Annotated in this window: 1 protein-coding gene; it reads left to right on the forward strand. The window is 74.1% G+C overall.

The features are described from left to right. Positions 1-23,719, forward strand: a 23,719-nt coding sequence (locus AC068A_RS32300) for a type I polyketide synthase (RefSeq protein ID WP_478589827.1), incomplete at its 5' end; no start/stop codon positions are given. Between the last annotated feature and the right edge of the window lie 26 nt (positions 23,720-23,745).

The following is a 23,745-nucleotide window of genomic DNA, read 5'->3' on the forward strand; positions in this document are numbered from 1 at the left end:
CGGGCACACGCAGGCGGCTGCCGGTGTGGCCGGTGTGATCAAGATGGTGCTGGCGATGCAGCACGGGCTGCTGCCGCAGACCCTGCACGTGGACGAGCCGACCCCGCACGTGGACTGGTCGGCCGGTGATGTGGAACTGCTGACGGAGGCCGTGCACTGGCCGGAGACCGGCCGCCCGCGCCGGGCCGGCATCTCCTCGTTCGGCATCAGCGGCACCAACGCCCACACGATCATCGAGCAGGCACCGGCCGCCGAGCCGTCGGCGGACACCGGCGCCCGCCCGGCGGACCGGCCTGCCGCGCGCGTCCTCCCGTACCTCCTCTCCGGCAAGACCAAGGAAGCCCTCCAGGCACAGGCGGCAGCCCTGGCTGCCTGCCTCGACGCCGCCGTGGATGCGGCCGACACGGCCTACTCGCTCGCCACGGGCCGCGCGCACCTCGATCACCGCGCCGCCGCCGTCCTGACCGTCGGCAACGACGAGGACCTGCGGGACGTCCTGACGCGGCTCGCCGCCGGTGAGTCCGCGCCCCGGACGGCGACGGGCACGGCCGCCGACGGCCGTACCGCCTTTCTGTTCACCGGGCAGGGCAGCCAGCGGCTCGGCATGGGCCGGGAGCTGTACGGCACCCACCCGGCGTTCGCGGAGGCGCTGGACGCGGTCTGCGCACACCTCGATGCGGTGCTCGACAGGCCGCTGAAGGAGGTGCTGTTCGGGGCCGATGCCGCTGTGCTGGATCGGACGGAGTACACGCAGCCGGCGCTGTTCGCGGTGGAGGTGGCGCTGTTCCGGCTGGTGGAGAGCTGGGGTGTGCGCCCGGACTTCCTCACCGGGCACTCCATCGGTGAGATCGCGGCCGCGCATGTGGCGGGGGTGCTGTCGCTGGAGGACGCGTGCACCCTGGTCGCGGCGCGTGGCCGGCTGATGCAGGCGCTGCCCGCCGGTGGCGTGATGATCGCGGTGCAGGCGTCGGAGGACGAGGTCCTGCCGCTGCTGACCGAGGGTGTGAGCATCGCTGCGATCAACGGGCCGGAATCGGTCGTGGTCGCGGGTGACGAGGACACCGCGGTCGCTGTCGCGGAAACCTTCGAGGCTCAGGGCCGGAAGACCAAGCGGCTGGCCGTCAGCCACGCCTTCCACTCGCCGCACATGGACGGCATGCTGGACGACTTCCGCCAGGTGGTGTCGGGGCTGACCTTCGCCGCCCCGCGGATTCCGGTCGTGTCGAACCTGACCGGCGCCCTGGTCACCGACGAGATGGCCGCGGCCGAGTTTTGGGTGCGGCACGTCCGCGAGGCCGTGCGGTTCCTCGACGGCGTGCGGGCCCTGGAAGCCGCCGGTGTCACCACGTTCGTCGAGCTCGGGCCGGACGGCGTGCTGTCCGCGCTCGCCCAGGACTGCCTCACCGACACCCCGCACGGCGTCTTCGCCGCCGTGCTCCGTTCCGGCCGCCCCGAGGCCGAGACCCTCGTCACCGCCCTCGCGCAGGCTCACGTCCACGGTGTCGCCGTCGACTGGGACGCCTTCTTTGCGGGCACGGGTGCCCGGCGGGTGGACCTTCCGACGTACGCGTTCCAGCGGCAGCGGTTCTGGCCGAGTGCGGCGGCGTTCGCCGCCGGGGACCCGGAGTCGATCGGTCTGGGCGATGCCGGACACCCCTTGCTGGGCGCGGCGGTCGCGCTCGCCGACTCCGAGGGTGTGCTGCTCGCGGGCCGGCTGTCGCTCGACACGCACCCCTGGCTCGCCGACCACACCATCCACGGCGCCGCGCTGCTGCCGGGAACGGCCTTCGTCGACCTGGCGATCCGTGCCGGTGACCAGGTCGGGTGCGATGTCGTGGAGGAGCTGACGCTGGAGGCGCCGCTCGTTCTGCCCGAGCGGGGCGGCGTGCAGCTCCAGCTGGTCGTCGAGGCGCCCACCGCCTCCGGCAGCCGGTCGTTCGCGGTGTACTCACGCCGCCAGGACGCGCTCGCCGAGGAGCCGTGGACCCGTCACGGGTCCGGTGTCCTCGTGGCCGGTGCCCGGCCGGAGTCCGAACAGGGCTTCGGCGAGCTGGCAGCAGCCTGGCCGCCGGCCGGCGCCGAGCCGGTCGACGTCCACGGGCTCTACGCGGCGCTGGCCGAGGACGGCGTCTCCTACGGTCCGCTGTTCCAGGGACTGAAGGCCGCCTGGCGTCGCGGCAACGAGCTGTTCACCGAGGTGGCGCTGCCGGAGGACGGCCGTGGTGACGCGGCTCGGTTCGGGCTGCACCCGGCACTGCTCGACGCCGGTCTGCACGCCATCGGGCACGGTGACCCCGCCGAACAGGCCGATGGAGGTGCCCTGCTGCCCTTCTTCTGGGCGGGTGTCTCCCTCTACGCGGTGGGCGCGTCCGCGCTTCGGATGTGTCTGACCCCGGCCTCGTCCGACGACCCCCGCACGCTGGCCCTGCTGGTCGCGGACGAGACCGGCCGTCCGGTGGCGGCCGTGGAGTCGCTGACGCTGCGCCCGGCCTCCGCAGACCAGGTCCACGCGGCCGGCGGCAACCTGGAGTCGCTGTTCCGGGTGGAGTGGCTGCCCGTGTCCGCGGCCCACGTCGCGGCCGCGGCATCCGGCGGCCTCCGGTGGGCCGTGCTGGGTCGGGACGAGATCGGCCTGGGCGGTACGGGCGCCCAGGTCACCGCGTACGACGACCTGGCCGGGCTCGGTGCGGCACTCGCGGCCGGCGAAGCGGCTCCGGATGCCGTCTTCGTCCTCCCGGGCTCCGCCGAGCGGCCAGGGGACCTTGTCGGCCGCGTTCACGGTGCGGTGAACGAGGCGCTGGTGGTCGTACAGGAGTGGCTGGCGGACGAGCGGTTCGCGGCCACACCGCTGGTGTGGCTGACGTCGGGCGCCGCGGCCGTCGAGCGCGGCGCGGGGGTGCAGGACCTGCCGGGCAGTGCGGTGCGCGGCCTCCTGCGCTCGGCACAGTCGGAGGACCCCGGACAGCTCCTCATGCTGGACCTCGGTTCGGACATCGACGGGGCGTCGTTGGCGGCGATTCCCGCCGCGCTGGCGGCGGGGGAGCCGGAGCTGGCGATCCGCGGCGGCGTCATCACCGCCCCACGCCTGGTCCGTGTGGCCTCGTCGGAGAGCGCGGCCGAGGCGCCGGCCGCGGTGCTGGGCGATCCGTCCGGGACCGTGCTGGTCACGGGTGCGACGGGTGGTCTGGGCCGGCTGTTCGCCCGGCACCTGGTGACCGCGTGCGGGGTGCGGCGGCTGCTGCTCACCAGCCGGCGCGGCGCGGCCGCCGCCGGTGCGGCCGAACTGGTGGCGGAGCTGCAGCAGCTGGGTGCCCACGTCGACCTCGTCGCCTGTGACGTCGCGGACCGGGTCGCGTTGGCCGGGCTGCTGGCGTCCGTGCCGGCGGAGCACGCGCTGACCGCCGTGGTCCACACGGCGGGCGTCCTGGACGACGGCATCCTGGCCTCGCTGACCCCGGAGCGGGTGGCGGCCGTACTGCGCCCGAAGGTCGACGCAGCATGGAACCTCCACGAGCTCACGCGGGATCTCGGCCTCTCCGCCTTCGTCCTCTTCTCCGGGGCCGCCGCCACGTTCGGCGCGGGCGGGCAGGGGAACTACGCCGCCGCGAACGCATTCCTGGAGGCGCTGGCCGAGCAGCGGCGTGCCGAGGGGCTGGCCGCGACCGCGCTCGCCTGGGGCCTGTGGGCCCCGCAGGCGGGTGTCGGCGGTGGCATGGCAGGGCAGCTCGACGAGGTCGACCTGCGCCGGATCGCCCGCGACGGCGTGGCCGCCCTCGCCGCCGGCGAGGGCCTGGCCCTCTTCGACACGGCGATGACGGTGGATGCGGCGGTGCTGCTGCCGATGCACCTGGACGTTGCGGTGTTGCGTGCGCAGGCCGTGTCGGCGGGCTCGGCGCCGGCGCTGCTGCGGGCCCTGGTACGGGTGCCCGCGCGCCGGACGGTGGAACGGCGCAGCGGGGGCGGCACGGACACCGGCTCGCCGCTGGTGGCCCGCCTCACGGGTCTGCCGGTCGCCGAGCACGAGGGTGTGCTGCTGGACGTGGTGTGCGGCCGGGTCGCGGCAGTGCTCGGCCACTCCGGTGGCAGCGCGGTCGACGCCGAACGAGCCTTCCGTGACCTCGGCTTCGACTCCCTCACCGCGGTCGAGCTGCGGAACGTCCTGAAGGCGGAGACGGGCCTGCGGCTGCCGCCGACCCTGATCTTCGACTACCCGACGCCGGCCGCGCTGGCCCGGCACCTGCTGGCCGAGCTCGCGCTGACCGCCGGCCTCGACGGCCGGGACGGCGAACGCAGGCAGCCGATGGCGCCCGTACGGTCGGGCACGTCCGTCACCGATGACCCGATCGTGATCGTCGGCATGGGCTGCCGTTTCCCCGGCGGGGTCCGCACGCCCGAGGACCTGTGGCAGCTCGTCGCCACCGGCGGCGACGGCATCACCCCGTTCCCGACCGACCGCGGCTGGAACGTGGAGGCCCTCTACCACCCCGACCCGGACCGCGCGGGTACGTCCTACACCCGCGAGGGCGGGTTCCTCCTCGACGCGGCCGAGTTCGACCCGGCGTTCTTCGGGATCTCGCCGCGCGAGGCCCTGGCCATGGACCCGCAGCAGCGGCTGCTGCTCGAGACCTCGTGGGAGGCGTTCGAGCGGGCCGGCATCGACCCGACGTCGATGCGCGGCAGCCGTACCGGTGTCTTCGCCGGCGTCATGTACCACGACTACGTGTCGGGCATCGGCATCGGCGAAAGCGCAGGTTCCGGCGAGGAACTGCCCGACGGCGTCGAGGGCTACCTCGGCACCGGCAACGCGGGCAGCATCGCCTCCGGCCGGATCGCCTACACCTTCGGCCTGGAGGGCCCGGCCGTCACCGTGGACACGGCGTGCTCGTCGTCCCTCGTCGCCCTGCACTGGGCGATCCAGGCGCTGCGCAACGGCGAATGCGACATGGCGCTCGCCGGTGGTGTCGCCATCATGGCGACCCCGGAGACGTTCGTGGACTTCAGCCGCCAGCGCGGTCTCTCGGCCGACGGCCGCTGCAAGTCGTTCGCGGAGGGCGCGGACGGTACGGGTTGGGCCGAAGGCGCGGGCATGCTGCTCGTCGAGCGGCAGTCGGACGCGCTCCGCAACGGCCACCCGATCCTGGCCGTGGTGCGCGGTTCCGCGATCAACCAGGACGGTGCGAGCAACGGCTTGACGGCCCCCAACGGCCCGTCGCAGCAGCGGGTGATCCGCGAGGCGCTGGCCAGCGCCGGTCTGTCGGCTGCCGATGTGGACGCGGTGGAGGCCCACGGCACCGGTACGCGGCTCGGCGACCCGATCGAGGCGCAGGCGCTGCTGGCCACCTACGGTCAGGACCGGGCGGCTGACCGTCCGCTGCTCTTGGGCTCGATCAAGTCGAACATCGGTCACACGCAGGCGGCGGCCGGCGTGGCTGGTGTGATCAAGATGATCATGGCGATGCGGCACGGGGTGCTGCCCAGGACGCTGCACGTCGACGCTCCGTCGAGCCAGATCGACTGGGAGGCCGGCGACGTCCAGCTGCTGACGGAGGCCGTGGACTGGCCGGAGACCGGCCGCCCGCGCCGGGCGGGTGTCTCGTCCTTCGGCATCAGCGGCACCAACGCCCACACGATCATCGAACAGCCGCCGACTGTGGCACCGGCGGAGGCGGCCGCGGCGGATTCGGCACTGCCCCTCCTCCCGTGGGTGCTCTCGGCCAAGGGCGGGCAAGCGCTCCGGGCCCAGGCACGTCGACTCCAGGACTTCGTCCTGTCCGCGCCGGACGTGCGTCCGGTGGACATTGCCTGGTCGCTGACGGCGGGCCGGGCACAGTTCGAGGACCGGGCGGCGGTCGTGGCCGCGGACCGTGAGGGTCTGCTGGCCGGTCTCGCCGCGCTGGCGGAGGGCCACTCGGCGGCGGGCCTGGTGACGGGCTCGCCCGTCGGCGGGAAGGTCGCCTTCCTCTTCACCGGGCAGGGCAGCCAGCGACTCGGCATGGGGCGTGAGCTGTACGACACCTTCCCGGTGTTCGCGGACGCGCTGGACGCGATGTGTGAGCGTCTCGAACTGCCGCTGAAGGAGGTGCTGTTCGGGGCCGAGGCGGATCTGCTGGACCGTACGGAGTTCACGCAGCCGGCGCTGTTCGCGGTCGAGGTGGCGCTGTTCCGGCTGGTGGAGAGCTGGGGTGTGCGCCCGGACTTCGTGGCCGGTCACTCCATCGGTGAGATCGCTGCCGCGCATGTGGCGGGTGTGCTGTCGCTGGAGGACGCGTGCACCCTGGTCGCGGCGCGTGGCCGCCTGATGCAGGCGCTGCCGACCGGTGGTGTGATGATCGCGGTCCAGGCATCGGAGGACGAGGTCCTGCCCCTGCTGACCGAGGGTGCGAGCATTGCTGCGATCAACGGGCCGGAGTCGGTCGTGGTTGCCGGTGACGAGGACGCCGCGGTCGCTGTCGCGGAAACCTTCGAGGCCCTGGGCCGGAAGGTCAAGCGGCTGACGGTCAGCCACGCCTTCCACTCGCCGCACATGGACGGCATGCTGGACGACTTCCGCCGGGTGGTGGAGGGACTGTCCTTCGCTGCCCCGCGGATCCCGATCGTGTCGAACCTGACCGGTGGCCTCGTCGCCGACGAGATGGCTTCCGCCGGGTTCTGGGTGCGGCACGTCCGCGAGGCCGTCCGGTTCCTTGACGGTATGCGAGCGCTGGAGGACGCGGGCGTCACGACATACCTCGAACTCGGCCCGGGCGGTGTGCTCTCGGCCATGGGCCAGGAGTGTGTGACGGGCGAGGGCGCCGCCTTCGTGCCGGTTCTTCGGAGCGGGCGCTCCGAAGCCGAGACGGCGGTCGCTTCGCTGGCTCAGACTCATCTGCGCGGCCTGAGCGTGAACTGGCAGGCTTTCTACACCGGTTCGGGTGCCCGGCAGGTGGAGCTGCCGACGTACGCCTTCCAGCGGCAGCGCTACTGGCTGCAGCTGACGGGCGCGCCTCGGAACTCTGCCGGCCATGACATCGACGCCAGGTTCTGGGACGCGGTCGAGCGCGAGGACCTGGAGTCGCTCGCCGGAACGCTGAACGTGGCCGACGAGAACGCCTGGGGCCAGGTGCTCCCTGCCCTCTCGGCCTGGCGCCGTGGCCTGCGTACGCAGGCCGAGGTGGACCGCTGGCGCTACCGGGTGTCGTGGAAGCCGCTGACGGAAGTCGCCTCCGGTGCGCGTCTGTCGGGGTCCTGGCTGGTCGTGACGCCTGCCGCGGGCGTCGACGACACCGCTGTCGTGGGCGCCCTGGCCGGGCGCGGCGCCCAGGTCCGGCGTGTTGTCGCCGAGGCCGGTTCGGACCGTGCTGTGCTGGCCGGGCTGCTGGCCGGGCTGCTGGCCGGGGACGAGGGCGTCGACGGCGTGGTCTCCCTGCTCGCCCTGGACGAGGCCGCGGGCGTGGTTGCCACGGCCGGCCTGGTGCAGGCGCTGGGTGATGCCGGGGTGGAGGCACCGCTGTGGTGCCTGACGCGCGGCGCGGTCTCTGTGGGCCGTTCGGACCGGCTGGTGTCCGCCGCCCAGGCCCAGACGTGGGGTCTGGGCCGGGTGGCCGCTCTGGAGCTGCCCGGCCGCTGGGGTGGTCTGGTGGACCTGCCCGAGGTGTGGGACGAGCGGGCCATGGGCCGGCTGGTCGGCGTACTGGCCGGCGGTGCGGCCGGTGAGGACCAGGTCGCGGTGCGGTCTTCCGGTGTCTTCGGACGTCGGCTGGTCCGCGCTGCCGGTGGCAGCACGGGCTCGTGGGAGCCGTCCGGGACGGTCCTGGTGACCGGCGGTACGGGCGCCCTCGGCGGGCGCGTGGCCCGTTGGCTGGCCGGTGCGGGCGCGGAGCGGCTGGTGCTGACCAGCCGCCGGGGCGCCGACGCTCCGGGAGCTGCCGAGCTGGTGACCGAGCTGTCGGAGCAGGGCGTCGAGGTGTCGGTGGTGGCGTGCGACGCCGCCGACCGGGACGCCCTGCGGACCCTGCTCGCGGCCGAGGCCGAGACGCTCACCGCGGTCGTCCACACCGCAGGTGTCCTCGATGACGGTGTCCTGGACGCCCTGACACCGGAGCGGTTCGACGGAGTTCTCCGGGCGAAGGCCACCTCGGCGCTCAACCTGCACGAGCTCACTGTCGAGCTCGGCATCGAGCTGAACGCGTTCGTGCTGTTCTCCTCGATGAGCGGCATGACCGGTGCGCCGGGCCAGGCCAACTACGCCGCCGCGAACGCCTTCCTGGATGCCCTGGCCGACCAGCGGCGGGCCGCCGGGTTGGCCGCGACCTCGCTGGCGTGGGGTCCGTGGGCCGAGGGCGGCATGGCGGCCGATGAGGCGCTGGATGCGCGGATGCGGCGTGAGGGTCTGCCGCCGATGGCGCCGGAGACGGCGATGGCCGCGCTGCGGCAGAGCGTCGCGTCGCCTGCGGATGCGGCTCTGCTGGTCGCCGACGTGGACTGGGAGCGGTTCGCCCCCGCGTTCACCGTCGTCCGTCCCAGCGCCCTCATCCGCGAGCTGGTGGAGACGCCGGCCGGCGGACCTGCGGCCCGTGCCGAGGCCGTCAGCGGTTCCTCGGTCGAGCGGTTCGCCGGTCTCGGCGCCGCCGAACTGGAGCGGGAGCTGCTCGGTGTGGTCCGGGCGCAGGTCGCCGCGGTCCTCGGGCACGACGGCATGGACGCCGTCGGCGCCGACCGGGCCTTCAAGGAGCTCGGGTTCGACTCGCTGACGGCAGTCGAGCTGCGCAACCGGCTCGGCGCGGCGACCGGTGTGACGCTGCCGGCGACGCTGATCTTCGACTACCCGTCCGCTGCTGCCCTGACGGCGTTCCTGCGGGACGAGCTGCTGGGCACCCGGGTGGAGATCGCCGGTCCCGCGAGCGTGGCCGTCGATGACGACCCGATCGCGATCGTGGCGATGAGCTGCCGCTTCCCGGGCGGCGTGCGGACCCCCGAAGACCTGTGGCAGCTGCTCGCCGCCGGCGGTGACGCCATCGGTGAGTTCCCGGCGGACCGCGGCTGGGACCTGGAGCGGCTCTACAGCCCGGACCCGGACCGGCAGGGCACGTTCTACGCCCGCGAAGGCGGCTTCCTCTACGACGCCGCCGATTTCGACGCCGACTTCTTCGGGATCTCCCCGCGCGAAGCCCTGGCCATGGACCCGCAGCAGCGTCTGCTGCTGGAGACCACCTGGGAGGCGTTCGAGCGGGCCGGCATCGACCCGATGAGCGTCCGCGGCAGCCAGGCCGGCGTGTTCGTCGGAACCAACGGCCAGGACTATGACTCGTCCTTCCAGGTCATCCCGGACGGCATCGAGGGCTTCCTCGGCACCGGCAACGCGGCCAGCGTCGTCTCCGGTCGGCTCTCCTACGCGTTCGGGCTGGAAGGCCCGGCCGTGACCGTCGACACCGCCTGCTCGGCGTCCCTGGTCGCGCTGCACTGGGCGATCCAGGCACTGCGCAACGGCGAGTGCTCGCTGGCGCTGGCCGGCGGTGTGACCGTCATGTCGTCGCCGGGTGCGTACATCGACTTCAGCCGCCAGCGCGGCCTGGCCGCGGACGGCCGGATCAAGGCCTTCGCCGCGGGCGCCGACGGTACCGGCTGGGGCGAGGGTGTCGGCATGCTGCTCGTGGAGCGGCTGTCGGACGCCCAGCGCAACGGTCACCCCGTGCTGGCGGTGATCCGCGGCTCGGCGATCAACCAGGACGGTGCCAGCAATGGCCTCACCGCCCCCAACGGCCCGTCCCAGCAGCGCGTCATCCGCGCCGCCCTCGCGAACGCCGGCCTGTCGGCCACGGACGTCGACGCGGTGGAGGCGCACGGGACGGGTACGCGGCTCGGCGACCCGATCGAGGCCCAGGCCCTGCTCGCAACGTACGGCCAGGACCGCCCGGCCGACCAGCCGCTGCTGCTCGGCTCCATCAAGTCCAACATCGGGCACACGCAGGCCGCGGCCGGTGTCGCCGGCGTCATGAAGATGGTCCTCGCCATGCAGCACGGGGTGCTGCCGCAGACCCTGCACGTGGACGAACCCACCCCGCACGTCGACTGGACCGCCGGCGACATCGAGCTCCTCACCGAGCGGCGGGCGTGGCCGGAGACCGGCCGCCCGCGCCGGGCCGGCATCTCCTCGTTCGGCTTCAGCGGCACCAACGCCCACACGATCATCGAGCAGGCCCCGGTGGCCGCCGGTGAGGCCGAGTCGGCCGAGCCTCAGCAGCGGCCCGGTCTCCTGCCGTGGCTGCTGTCCGCGAAGTCCGACTCCGCTCTGCAGGCGCAGGCGGAGCGGCTGGCGGCCCGGATCGCCTCGGACGGGTCCCTCGAACCGGCTGATGTGGCCTACTCCCTGGCCACGTCCCGGTCTGCGCTCGACCGCCGCGCCGTCGTCGTCGCGGGGGAGCGGGACGAGCTCCTTGCCGCTCTTGCCGCCCTTGCTGCCGGCGAACAGGCAGCAGCCGGCGTGGTGCGTGGAACGGTTGTCGGCGGCGCCTCGGCGTTCTTGTTCACCGGTCAGGGCAGCCAGCGCCTCGGCATGGGGCGCGAGCTGTACGACGCCCACCCGGTGTTCGCGGACGCGCTGGACGCGGTCTGCGCCCGCATGGATGCCCACCTCGAACTTCCGCTGAAGGACGTGCTGTTCGGGGCCGATGCCGACCTGCTGGACCGGACGGAGTACACGCAGCCGGCGCTGTTCGCCGTCGAGGTGGCGCTGTACCGGCTCGTCGAGAGCCGGGGCCTGCGCCCCGACTACCTCGCCGGGCATTCGATCGGTGAGATCGCGGCGGCGCACGTCGCCGGGGTGCTGTCCCTGGACGACGCGTGCACGCTGGTCGCGGCCCGGGGCCGCCTGATGCAGGCCCTCCCGGCCGGCGGTGTGATGATCGCCGTCCAGGCCTCGGAGGACGAGGTCCTGCCGCTCCTGACTGAGGGCGTGAGCATCGCCGCGGTCAACGGCCCGCAGGCCGTCGTCATCGCCGGCGACGAGGACACAGCCGCCGCCATCGCCGAGGCCTTCGCCGCGCAGGGCCGGAAGACCAAGCGGCTCACCGTCAGCCACGCCTTCCACTCGCCCCACATGGACGGCATGCTGGACGACTTCCGCCAGGTGGTGGCGGGGCTGACCTTCGCGGCCCCCGGCATCCCGATCGTGTCGTGCCTGACCGGCACCGTCGTCACCGACGAGATGGCTTCCGCCGAGTTCTGGGTGCGGCACGTCCGCGAAACCGTCCGCTTCCTGGACGGCGTGCGGGCCCTGGAAGCCGCCGGGGTGACGGCGTACGTCGAGCTCGGCCCCGACGGGACCCTGTCCGCGCTCGCTCAAAGCTGCACAGCCGGTGACACCGACGGCATGGTCTTCGTACCAGTCCTCCGCAAGGACCGCGACGAGGCCGAGACGGTCACCACCGCCCTCGCCCGGGCTCACGTCCACGGCGTGGCCGTCGACTGGGACGCCTTCTTCGCGGGCACGGGTGCCCGGCGGGTGGACCTTCCGACGTACGCGTTCCAGCGGCAGCGGTTCTGGCCGAGTGCGGCGGCGTTCGCTGCCGGGGACCCGGAGTCGATCGGTCTGGGCGATGCCGGACACCCCCTGCTGGGCGCGGCGGTCGCGCTCGCCGACTCCGAGGGTGTGCTGCTCGCGGGCCGGCTGTCGCTCGACACGCACCCCTGGCTCGCCGACCACACCATCCACGACAGCGTCCTGCTGCCCGGTACCGCCTTCGTGGACCTCGCCGTGCGTGCCGGTGACCAGGTCGGGTGCGATGTCGTGGAGGAGCTGACGCTGGAGGCGCCGCTCGTTCTGCCCGAGCGGGGCGGCGTGCAGCTCCAGCTCGTGGTCGATGCGCCGGACGCTGCCGGCCGACGACCGTTCGCGGTGTACTCCCGCCGCCAGGACGCGCTCGCCGAGGAGCCCTGGACCCGTCACGGGTCCGGTGTCCTCGTGGCCGGTGCCCGGCCGGAGTCCGAACAGGGCTTCGGCGAGCTGGCAGCAGCCTGGCCGCCGGCCGGCGCCCTGCCGGTGGACATCGACGGGCTGTACCAGGAGCTCGCCGACGACGGCATGGCCTACGGTCCGCTGTTCCAGGGGCTGAAGGCGGCCTGGCGCCGCGGCGGCGAGCTGTTCACCGAGGTCGTGCTGCCAGAGGACGGCCGTGCTGACGCGGCTCGGTTCGGGCTGCACCCGGCACTGCTCGACGCCGGTCTGCACGCCATCGGACACGGCGAGAACACGGACCAGGACGCTCCGGGCGCCATGCTGCCCTTCTCCTGGGCCGGCGTCTCCCTCTACGCAGTGGGCGCCTCCGCCCTCCGGATGCGTCTGACCCCGGCCTCGTCCGACGACCCGCACACCCTCGCCCTGCTGGTCGCGGACGAGACCGGCCGGCCGGTGGCGGCCGTGGAGTCGCTGATGCTCCGTCCGGCCTCCGCCGACCAGGTTCAGGGGGCCGGTGCCGGCAACCTGGAGTCGCTGTTCCGCGTGGAGTGGGCGGACGTGCCCGCAGCGGCCGCCCCGGCCGCCGCCGACCTCCGGTGGGCCGTACTCGGTCGCGACGAGATCGGCCTGGCCGGTACGGGCGCCCGGGTCACCGAGTACGCCGACGCGGGTGCGCTCGCTGCGGCCCTCACCGACGGCGCACCGGCTCCGGACGCGGTGTTCGCCCTCCCGGCCGCCGTCGGCGCCCAGGCGGGCGACACGGTGGAAGCCGTCCACGCGGCGGTGAACGCGGCCCTGGCATCGGTGCAGGAATGGCTGGCGGACGAGCGCTTCGCGGCCACGCCTTTGGTGTGGCTGACGTCGGGTGCGGTGGCCGTGGAGACCGGCGCGGGCGTGCGGGACCTGGCGGGCAGCGCGGTGCGCGGCCTCCTGCGCTCCGCGCAGTCGGAGAACCCCGGCCAGCTGATCACGATCGACCTGGACTCGGACCAGGCGGCGTCGTTGGCGGCGATTCCCGCCGCGCTGGCGGCCGGGGAGCCGGAGCTGGCGATCCGCGGCGGTGTGCCGAGCGCCGCGCGCCTGGTCCGTGTGGCCTCGTCGGAGAGCGCGGCCGAGGCGCCGGCCGCGGTGCTGGGCGATCCGTCCGGGACCGTGCTGGTCACGGGTGCGACGGGTGGTCTGGGCCGGCTGTTCGCCCGGCACCTGGTGACCGCGTACGGGGTGCGGCGCCTGCTGCTCACCAGCCGGCGCGGCGCGGCCGCCGCCGGTGCGGCCGAACTGGTGGCGGAGCTGCAGCAGCTGGGTGCCCACGTCGACCTCGTCGCCTGTGACGTCGCGGACCGGGTCGCGTTGGCCGGGCTGCTGGCGTCCGTGCCGGCGGAGCACCCGCTGACCGCCGTGGTCCACACGGCGGGCGTCCTGGACGACGGCATTCTGGTCTCGCTGACCCCGGAGCGGGTGGCGACCGTACTGCGCCCGAAGGTCGACGCGGCATGGAACCTGCACGAGCTGACCCGCGATCTCGACCTGTCGGCATTCGTCCTCTTCTCCGGGGCCGCCGCCACGTTCGGTGCGGCCGGGCAGGCGAACTACGCCGCCGCGAACGCCTTCCTCGAGGGCCTGGCCGAACTGCGCCGCGCCGAGGGCCTGCCGGCGACCGCGCTCGCCTGGGGCCTGTGGGCCCCGCAGGCCGGCAACGGCGCCGACGGCGGAGGCATGGCTGCGAGCCTCGACGACGCCAACCTGCGCCGGATCGCCCGTGAGGGCGTGGCCGCCCTCGCCGCCGGCGAGGGGCTGGCCCTCTTCGACACGGCGATGACGGTGGATGCGGCGGTGCTGCTGCCGATGCACCTGGACGTTGCGGTGTTGCGCGCGCAGGCGGTGTCGGCGGGCTCGGCGCCGGCGCTGCTGCGGGCTCTCGTACGGGCGCCCGCGCGCCGGACGGTGGAACGGCGCAGCGGGGGCGGCACGGCCGGTTCGCCGCTGGTGGCCCGTTTGACGGGTCTGCCGGTCGCGGAGCACGAGGGTGTGCTGCTGGACCTGGTGTGCGGCCGGGTCGCGGCAGTGCTCGGCCACTCCGGTGGCGGAGCGGTCGACGCCGAACGCGCTTTCCGTGACCTCGGCTTCGACTCCCTCACCGCGGTCGAGCTGCGCAATGTCCTGAAGGCGGAGACGGGCCTGCGGCTGCCGCCGACCCTGATCTTCGACTACCCGACGCCGGCCGCGCTGGCCCGGCACCTGCTGGCGGAACTCGGGGTGACAGGCGAGTCCGGTGACCACGGGAGCGGGGTGCAGGGTGCACGGACGCCGGTGCGGGCCGCCGCGGGGGTCGCGGACGAGCCGATCGTGATCGTCGGCATGGGCTGCCGCTTCCCCGGCGGCGTCCGCACGCCCGAGGACCTGTGGCAGCTCGTCGCCATCGGCGGCGACGGCATCACGCCGTTCCCGGCCGACCGTGGCTGGGACGTGGAGGCCCTGTACCACCCCGACCCGGATCATGTGGGAACCTCGTACACGCGTGAGGGCGGGTTCCTGCTCGACGCGGCCGAGTTTGACCCGGCGTTCTTCGGGATCTCGCCGCGTGAGGCCCTGGCCATGGACCCGCAGCAGCGGCTGCTGCTCGAGACCTCGTGGGAGGCGTTCGAGCGGGCCGGCATCGACCCGACGTCGATGCGCGGCAGCCGTACCGGTGTCTTTGCCGGCGTGATGTACCACGACTACGCGACCGGCTACGGAAACGGCGAGGAACTGCCCGAGGGCGTCGAGGGCTACCTCGGCACCGGCAACTCCGGCAGCATCGCCTCCGGCCGCGTCTCGTACGCCTTCGGCCTGGAGGGCCCGGCGGTCACGGTGGACACGGCGTGCTCGTCGTCGCTGGTGGCCCTGCACTGGGCGATCCAGGCGCTGCGCAACGGCGAGTGCGACATGGCCCTGGCGGGCGGCGTGGCGATCATGGCGACGCCGGAGACGTTCGTCGACTTCAGCCGCCAGCGCGGTCTCTCGGCCGACGGCCGCTGCAAGTCCTTCGCGGAGGCCGCGGACGGTACGGGCTGGGCCGAGGGGGCCGGCATGCTGCTCGTCGAGCGGCAGTCGGATGCGCTCCGCAACGGCCACCCCATCCTGGCCGTGGTGCGGGGCTCGGCGATCAACCAGGACGGTGCGAGCAATGGTCTGACTGCTCCGAACGGTCCGTCGCAGCAGCGGGTGATCCGCGAAGCGCTGGCCGTGGCAGGCCTGGCCACGGCGGACGTGGACGCGGTGGAGGCCCACGGTACGGGTACGCGGCTCGGCGACCCGATCGAGGCGCAGGCGCTGCTGGCCACCTACGGTCAGGACCGGGCGGCCGACCGCCCGCTGCTCCTGGGCTCGATCAAGTCGAACATCGGTCACACGCAGGCGGCTGCCGGTGTCGCCGGTGTGATTAAGATGATCATGGCGATGCGGCACGGAGTGCTGCCGCGAACCCTGCACGTCGATGCCCCGTCGAGCCAGATCGACTGGGAGGCCGGCGACGTCCAGCTGCTGACGGAGGCCGTGGACTGGCCGGAGACCGGCCGTCCGCGCCGGGCGGGTGTCTCGTCCTTCGGTATCAGCGGCACCAACGCCCACACCATCATCGAGCAGCCGCCGGTTCTGGAACCGACGACGGCGCCCGAGGCGGACTCGGCGCTGCCGGTCGTCCCCTGGGTGCTCTCGGGCAAGGGCGAGCAGGCGCTCCGGGCCCAGGCACGTCGACTCCAGGACTTCGTCCTGTCCGCGCCGGATGCGCCGCATCCGGTGGACATCGCGTGGTCGCTGGCGGCGGGCCGGGCGCAGTTCGAGGACCGGGCGGCGGTCGTGGCCGCGGACCGTGAGGGTCTGCTGGCCGGTCTCGCCGCGCTGGCGGAGGGCCACTCGGCGGCGGGCCTGGTGACGGGCTCGCCCGTCGGAGGGAAGGTCGCCTTCCTGTTCACCGGGCAGGGCAGCCAGCGACTCGGCATGGGGCGTGAGCTGTACGACACCTTCCCGGTGTTCGCGGACGCGCTGGACGCGGTGTGCGAGCGTCTCGATCTTGAACTGCCACTGCGTGACGTGCTGTTCGGGTCGGACAAGGAGCTGCTGGACCGCACCGAGTACACGCAGCCGGCGCTGTTCGCGGTCGAGGTGGCGCTGTTCCGGCTCGCCGAGAGCTGGGACCTGCGACCGGACTTCCTGGCGGGTCACTCCATCGGTGAGATCGCGGCCGCCCATGTGGCGGGGGTGCTGTCCCTGGAGGACGTGTGCACCCTGGTCGCGGCCCGCGGGCGGCTGATGCAGGCGCTGCCGGCCGGTGGTGTGATGATCGCGGTCCAGGCCTCGGAGGGCGAGGTCGCGCCGCTCCTGACCGATCGGGTGGGCATCGCCGCGGTCAACGGCCCGCAGTCGGTCGTCATCGCCGGTGACGAGGACGCGACGGTCGCCATCGCGGAGTCGTTCGGCGGTCGCAAGACCAAGCGGCTGACGGTCAGCCACGCGTTCCACTCGCCGCACATGGACGGCATGCTGGACGACTTCCGCCGGGTGGTGGAGGGACTGTCCTTCGCTGCCCCGCGGATCCCGATCGTGTCGAACCTGACCGGTGGCCTCGTCGCCGACGAGATGGCTTCCGCCGGGTTCTGGGTGCGGCACGTCCGCGAGGCCGTCCGCTTCCTGGACGGTATGCGGGCCCTGGAGGACGCGGGCGTCACGACGTACCTCGAACTCGGCCCGGGCGGTGTGCTCTCGGCCATGGGCCAGGAGTGCGTGACGGGCGAGGGCGCCGCCTTCGTACCCCTCCTGCGCAACGGCCGTCCCGAAGCCGAAACCGTCGTGGCCTCGCTGGCCCAGGTCCACGCGCGCGGCGTCGAGGTGGACTGGACGGCCTTCTACGCCGGTTCTGGCGCCCGGCAGGTGGAGCTGCCGACGTACGCCTTCCAGCGGCAGCGCTACTGGCTGCCGATGGCGGGCGGCGGTGCGCGCACCGGCACCGTCGACGAGCTGGACTCCCGGTTCTGGGACGCCGTCGAGCGCGAGGACCTGGAGTCGCTCGCCGCCACCCTGGACATGGGCGACGAGAACGCCTGGAACACGGTCCTGCCCGCGCTGCCGACGCTGTCGGCCTGGCGCCGCGGCCTGCGGACCCAGTCGGAGGTGGACCGCTGGCGCTACCGGGTGTCGTGGAAGCCGCTGGCCGACAGCACCTCCGGTGCGCGGCTGTCCGGTTCCTGGCTGGTCGTGACGCCTGCTGCCGCGGGCGTGGACGACACCGCTGTGGTCGGCGCTCTGGTCGGCCGCGGTGCCGAGGTGCGCCGGGTCGTTGTCGAGGCCGGTGCGGACCGTGCTGCGCTGGCCGGGCTGCTGACCGACGCCGAGGGCGTCGCCGGTGTGGTCTCCCTCCTCGCCCTGGACGAGGCGGCCGGCGTCCTCCCGACGGCCGGTCTGGTGCAGGCGCTCGGTGATGCCGGGGTGGAGGCACCGCTGTGGTGCGTCACCCGTGGCGCGGTCAGCGTGGGCCGCTCGGACCGCCTCGTCTCGGCGGTGCAGGCCCAGACGTGGGGTATGGGCCGGGTGGCAGCCCTGGAGCTGCCCGGACGCTGGGGCGGTCTGGTCGACCTCCCCGAGGTCTGGGACGAGCGCACCATGACCCGCCTGGTGGGCGTGCTGGGCGGCGGCACCGGCGAGGACCAGGTTGCCGTACGTTCCTCCGGGGTCTTCGGACGCCGACTCGTCCGTGCCTCCGGTGGGCAGGCCGACCTTGCCTGGGCACCGTCCGGGGCGGTCCTGGTGACCGGCGGTACGGGCGCGCTCGGCGGGCGCGTGGCCCGTTGGCTGGCCGGTGCGGGAGCGGAGCGGCTGGTGCTGACCAGCCGGCGGGGCCCGGATGCCCCGGGCGCCGCCGAGCTGATGGCCGAGCTGACCGAGCAGGGCGTGGACGTGTCGGTGGTGGCGTGCGACGCCGCCGACCGGGAGGCCCTCCGCAGCCTCCTGGCCGCCGAAGCCGCGACGCTCACGGCGGTCGTCCACACCGCCGGTGTCCTCGACGACGGTGTCCTGGACGCCCTGACGCCGGAGCGCTTCGAGACCGTACTGCGGGCCAAGGTCGACTCGGCCCGCAACCTGCACGAGCTGACCGTCGACCTCGGCATCGAGCTCTCCGCCTTCGTGCTGTTCTCGTCCATGAGCGGCGTGACCGGTGCGGCAGGCCAGGCCAACTACGCCGCCGCCAACGCCCACCTGGACGCGCTCGCCGAGCAGCGGCGCGCGGCCGGGTTGGCCGCGACCTCGCTGGCGTGGGGTCCGTGGGCCGAGGGCGGCATGGCGGCCGATGAGGTGCTGGATGCGCGGATGCGGCGTGAGGGTCTGCCGCCGATGGCGCCGGAGAGGGCGATGGCCGCGCTGCGGCAGAGCGTCGCGTCGCCTGCGGATGCGGCTCTGCTGGTCGCCGACGTGGACTGGGAGCGGTTCGCCCCCGCGTTCACCGTCGTCCGGTCCAGCGCTCTCTTCGCCGAGCTGGCGGAGACCCGGCCCGCCGGGCCTGCCGGCATGGCCGAGGCCGTCAGCGGTTCGCCGGTCGAGCGGTTCGCCGGTCTCGGTGCTGCGGAGTTGGAGCGGGAGCTGCTCGGTGTGGTCCGGGCGCAGGTCGCCGCGGTCCTCGGGCACGACGGTTCGGAGGCGGTCGGTGCCGACCGGGCCTTCAAGGAGCTCGGGTTCGACTCGCTGACGGCAGTCGAGCTGCGTAATCGGCTCGGCGCGGCGACCGGTGTGACGCTGCCGGCGACGCTGATCTTCGACTACCCGTCCGCTGCTGCCCTGACGGCGTTCCTGCGGGACGAGCTGCTGGGGACCCGGGTGGAGATCGCCGGTCCCGCGAGCGTGGCCGTCGATGACGACCCGATCGCGATCGTGGCGATGAGCTGCCGCTTCCCGGGCGGCGTGCGGACCCCCGAAGACCTGTGGCAGCTGCTCGCGGCCGGTGGTGACGCCATCGGTGAGTTCCCGGCGGACCGTGGCTGGGACCTGGAGCGGCTCTACAGCCCGGACCCGGACCGGCAGGGCACCTTCTACGCCCGCGAAGGCGGCTTCCTCTACGACGCCGCCGATTTCGACGCCGACTTCTTCGGGATCTCCCCGCGCGAAGCCCTGGCCATGGACCCGCAGCAGCGTCTGCTGCTGGAGACCACCTGGGAGGCGTTCGAGCGGGCCGGCATCGACCCGGCGAGCGTCCGCGGCAGCCAGGCCGGCGTGTTCGTCGGAACCAACGGCCAGGACTACGGGACCATGCTCGACTCCGTTCCGGACGGTATCGAGGGATTCCTCGGCACCGGCAATGCGGCCAGCGTCGTGTCCGGGCGTCTGTCCTACGCGTTCGGGCTGGAAGGCCCGGCCGTGACGGTCGACACCGCCTGCTCGGCGTCCCTGGTCGCGCTGCACTGGGCGATCCAGGCCCTGCGCAACGGCGAGTGCTCGCTTGCCCTGGCCGGCGGTGTGACCGTCATGTCGTCGCCGGGTGCGTACATCGACTTCAGCCGCCAGCGCGGCCTCGCCGCGGACGGCCGCATCAAGGCCTTCGCCGCCTCGGCGGACGGTACCGGCTGGGGCGAGGGTGTCGGCATGCTGCTCGTCGAGCGGCTCTCCGACGCCCGGCGCAACGGCCACCCGGTCCTCGCACTCATTCGCGGCTCGGCGATCAACCAGGACGGTGCGAGCAACGGCCTCACCGCCCCCAACGGCCCGTCCCAGCAGCGCGTCATCCGCGCCGCCCTCGCGAACGCAGGCCTGTCGGCCACAGACGTCGACGCGGTCGAGGCACACGGCACCGGCACCCGTCTCGGCGACCCGATCGAGGCCCAGGCCCTGCTGGCCACGTACGGCCAGGACCGGCCGGCCGACCAGCCGCTCCACCTCGGCTCGATCAAGTCCAACATCGGGCACACGCAGGCCGCGGCCGGTGTCGCCGGCGTCATGAAGATGGTCCTCGCCATGCAGCACGGGGTGCTGCCGCAGACCCTGCACGTGGACGAACCCACCCCGCACGTCGACTGGACCGCGGGTGAGATCGCCCTGCTGACCGAGCGGCGGGCGTGGCCGGAGACCGGCCGCCCGCGCCGGGCCGGCATCTCCTCGTTCGGCTTCAGCGGCACCAACGCCCACACGATCATCGAGCAGGCCCCGGAAGCCGACGACGTCACGCGGGCCGAGCTCCCGCAGCAGCGGCCCGGCAGCCTGCCGTGGCTGCTGTCCGCGAAGACCGACACCGCCCTGCAGGTCCAGGCCGAGCGCCTGGCTGCGCGGATCGCCTCGGACGAGACGCTCGAACCGACCGATGTGGCCTACTCCCTGGCCAGCTCCCGGTCGGCCCTCGAACACCGGGCCGTCGTCGTCGCAGAGGAGCGCGAGGAGTTCCTGGCCGCCCTGAAGGCCCTGGCGGCCGGTGAGCAGACGGCCGGGCTCGTACGCGGACGGGTGTCCGCAGGCGCCTCGGCGTTCCTCTTCACCGGGCAGGGCAGCCAGCGACTCGGCATGGGGCGCGAGCTGTACGACGCGCACCCGGTGTTCGCGGACGCGCTGGACGCGGTCTGCGCCCGCATGGACGCCCATCTCGAACTTCCGCTGAAGGACGTGCTGTTCGGGACGGACGCCGACCTGCTGGACCGGACGGAGTACACGCAGCCGGCCCTGTTCGCCGTCGAGGTGGCGCTGTACCGGCTCGTCGAGAGCCGGGGCCTGCGCCCCGACTACCTCGCCGGGCATTCGATCGGTGAGATCGCGGCGGCGCACGTCGCCGGGGTGCTGTCCCTGGACGACGCGTGCACGCTGGTCGCGGCCCGGGGCCGGCTGATGCAGGCCCTCCCGGCCGGCGGTGTGATGATCGCCGTCCAGGCCTCGGAGGACGAGGTCCTGCCGCTGCTCGCCGGGACCGACCGGGTGAGCATCGCCGCGGTCAACGGCCCGCAGGCCGTCGTCATCGCCGGCGACGAGGACGCCGCGGTCGCGATCGCGGAGTCGTTCGCCGGTCGCAAGACCAAGCGGCTCACCGTCAGCCATGCGTTCCACTCGCCGCACATGGACGGCATGCTGGACGACTTCCGCCGGGTGGTGGAGGGCCTGTCCTTCGACGCGCCGCGCATCCCGGTCGTGTCGTGCCTGACCGGCGCCCTCGTCACCGACGAGATGGCCTCGGCCGACTTCTGGGTCCGGCACGTCCGGGACGCCGTCCGCTTCCTCGCCGGCATCCGCGCCCTGGAAGCCGCGGGCGTGACCACGTACGTCGAGCTCGGCCCCGACGGGACCCTGTCCGCGCTCGCCCAGGACTGCGTGACGGAGCAGGCCGTCTTCGCGCCCGTGCTCCGCAAGGGACGCGCCGAGACCGGGACCCTGGTCGCCGCGCTCGCCCAGGCACACGTCCAGGGCGTGGCCGTCGACTGGACGGCGCACTTCTCCGGTGCCGGAGCGCGCCGCGTCGACCTGCCCACCTACGCCTTCCAGCGCAGGCGGTACTGGCTGGAGGAAGCCCCCCGCACCTCGGCGGCAACGCCCGCGGCCGCGGCCGCCGGTGCGGTGGACGCAGCGTTCTGGGAGGCAGTCGACAGCGCCGACCTCGACACCCTCGCCACCACCCTCGACATCGACGCGGAGCAGCCGCTGAGCGCCCTGCTGCCGGCGCTGTCCGCGTGGCGGCGGCAGCTCACGGAGCGGTCGGCCGTCGACGGCTGGCGCTACGGGGTGACCTGGAAGCCGCTGGGCGACCCGGACGCAGCCGCCCGCCCTGCCGCCGGCACCTGGCTGCTCGTCACGGCCGCCACCGCCGCCACCGCATCCACCGGCGACGCCCCCCGGCCCGACGGGCTCCCCGGGATCGCGGAAGCGCTGCGGGCCCGGGGCGTGGACGTACGGGAGGTCTCCCTCGACCCGGCCGCGGCCGACCGGGCCGTCGTGGCCGACCGGCTGCGCACGGCGCTCGCCGGGAACCGGGCCGACGGCGTGGTGTCCCTGCTGGCGCTCGCCGAGACCCCGCACCCGGCCCACCCCGCGGCGCCGGCCGGACTGCTGCTGACCGGGGCCCTGGTACAGGCCCTGGGTGACGCGGGCGTCGACGCACCGCTGTGGTGCGTGACCTCCGGCGCCGTGGCGACCGGGCCCGCCGACCGGGTCCGCAGCGCCGCGCAGGCAGAGCTCTGGGGCTTCGGCCGCGTGGTCGCCCTGGAGCACCCCGAGCGCTGGGGCGGCCTGGTGGACCTGCCCGCCCGGGCGGACGGACGCGCGCTCGACCGGCTGCTCGCCGTGCTCGGCGGCGCCGCCGGGCACGGCCACGGGTACGAGGACCAGATCGCCGTACGCTCCGCCGGGCTCCTCGCCCGCCGGATCGGGCACGCCGCCACCCCGGCAGCCGCCGCCGGCGGCGCCACCGGCACCGGCCGCGCACCGTGGCGGCCCCGCGGCACCGTCCTCATCACCGGCGGTACGGGCGCCCTCGGCGCGCATGTCGCCCGCTGGCTCGCCGCGCACGGCGCCGAGCACCTGGTGCTGGCCGGCCGGCGCGGACCGCAGGCGCCGGGGGCCGAGGCCCTGGTCGCAGAGCTGTCGGAGCTCGGCGCCCGCGCCACGGCCGTCGCCTGCGACGTGACCGACCGGCAGGCCGTCCGCGACCTGCTCACCACCCTCCGCGACGACACCGGCGCACCAGCCCTCACCGCCGTGTTCCACACGGCAGGAGTCGGCCGGCTCGCGCCGCTCGCCGAGACCGCACCGCAGGACATCGCCGCCGTCCTCGCCGCCAAGGTCACCGGCGCCGAGCTCCTCGACGAGCTGCTCGGCGACACGGAGCTGGACGCCTTCGTCCTGTTCTCCTCCATCGCCGGCATCTGGGGCAGCGGCGGCCAGGCCGCCTACGCGGCGGCCAACGCCCACCTCGACGCCCTGGCGCAGCAGCGCCGCGACCGCGGGCTGGCGGCCACCGCCGTGGCCTGGGGGCCGTGGGGCGAGGGCGGTCTCGTCGGCGACGACGAGGCGGCCGGGCAGCTGCGGCGCCGCGGCCTGCCGGTGATGGCCCCCGAACTGGCCGTCGCCGCCCTGCAGCAGGCGCTCGACGCGGGTGACACGACGGTGACGGTCGCCGACGTCGACTGGGACCTGTTCGTCCCGGCGTTCACCGCGGCCCGGCCGCGCCCGCTGATCGCCGACCTCCCCGAGGTGCGCCGCGTCCTCGACGCGGAGCAGCACGCCGGCGCCGCCACCGGCGGCGACCGTGCCGCGGGGGACGCGGACCGGCTGGCGTCCGAGCTGCGCGGCATGAGCGCCGACGAGGCCGAACGGACCCTGCTCGACCTGGTCCGTACGCACGTCGCCGCGGTCCTCGGGCACGACGGGGCCGCCGCGGTCGAGGCGGGCCGCGCCTTCAAGGACCTCGGCTTCGACTCCCTCACCGCGGTCGAACTGCGCACCCGCCTCGGCTCGGCCACCGGACTGCGGCTGCCCGCCGGCCTCGTCTTCGACCACCCCACCCCCGCCGCCCTGGCCGCGCACCTCCGTGCCGAACTCCTCGGCGAGGACACGGCGCCCGCACTGCCGGCCCTCGCGGAGATCGACAAGCTGGAGTTCGCCCTCGCGTCGGTCCCCGAGGACGACGCCGCCGAACGCGCCCGCGTCACGGCCCGGCTCGAAGCGCTCCTGGCGAACTGGAACAGGACCGAACGCGCCGCCCAGGCCCTGGAGGACGAGGAAACAGCCATCGAATCGGCGTCCGCCGAGGACCTCTTCGACATCATCAACAACGAATTCGGAAAATCCTGACCCTTGATGCCCGATCCGATGCCCCA

The sequence above is a fragment of the Streptomyces sp. NPDC043854 genome (assembly GCF_056436005.1).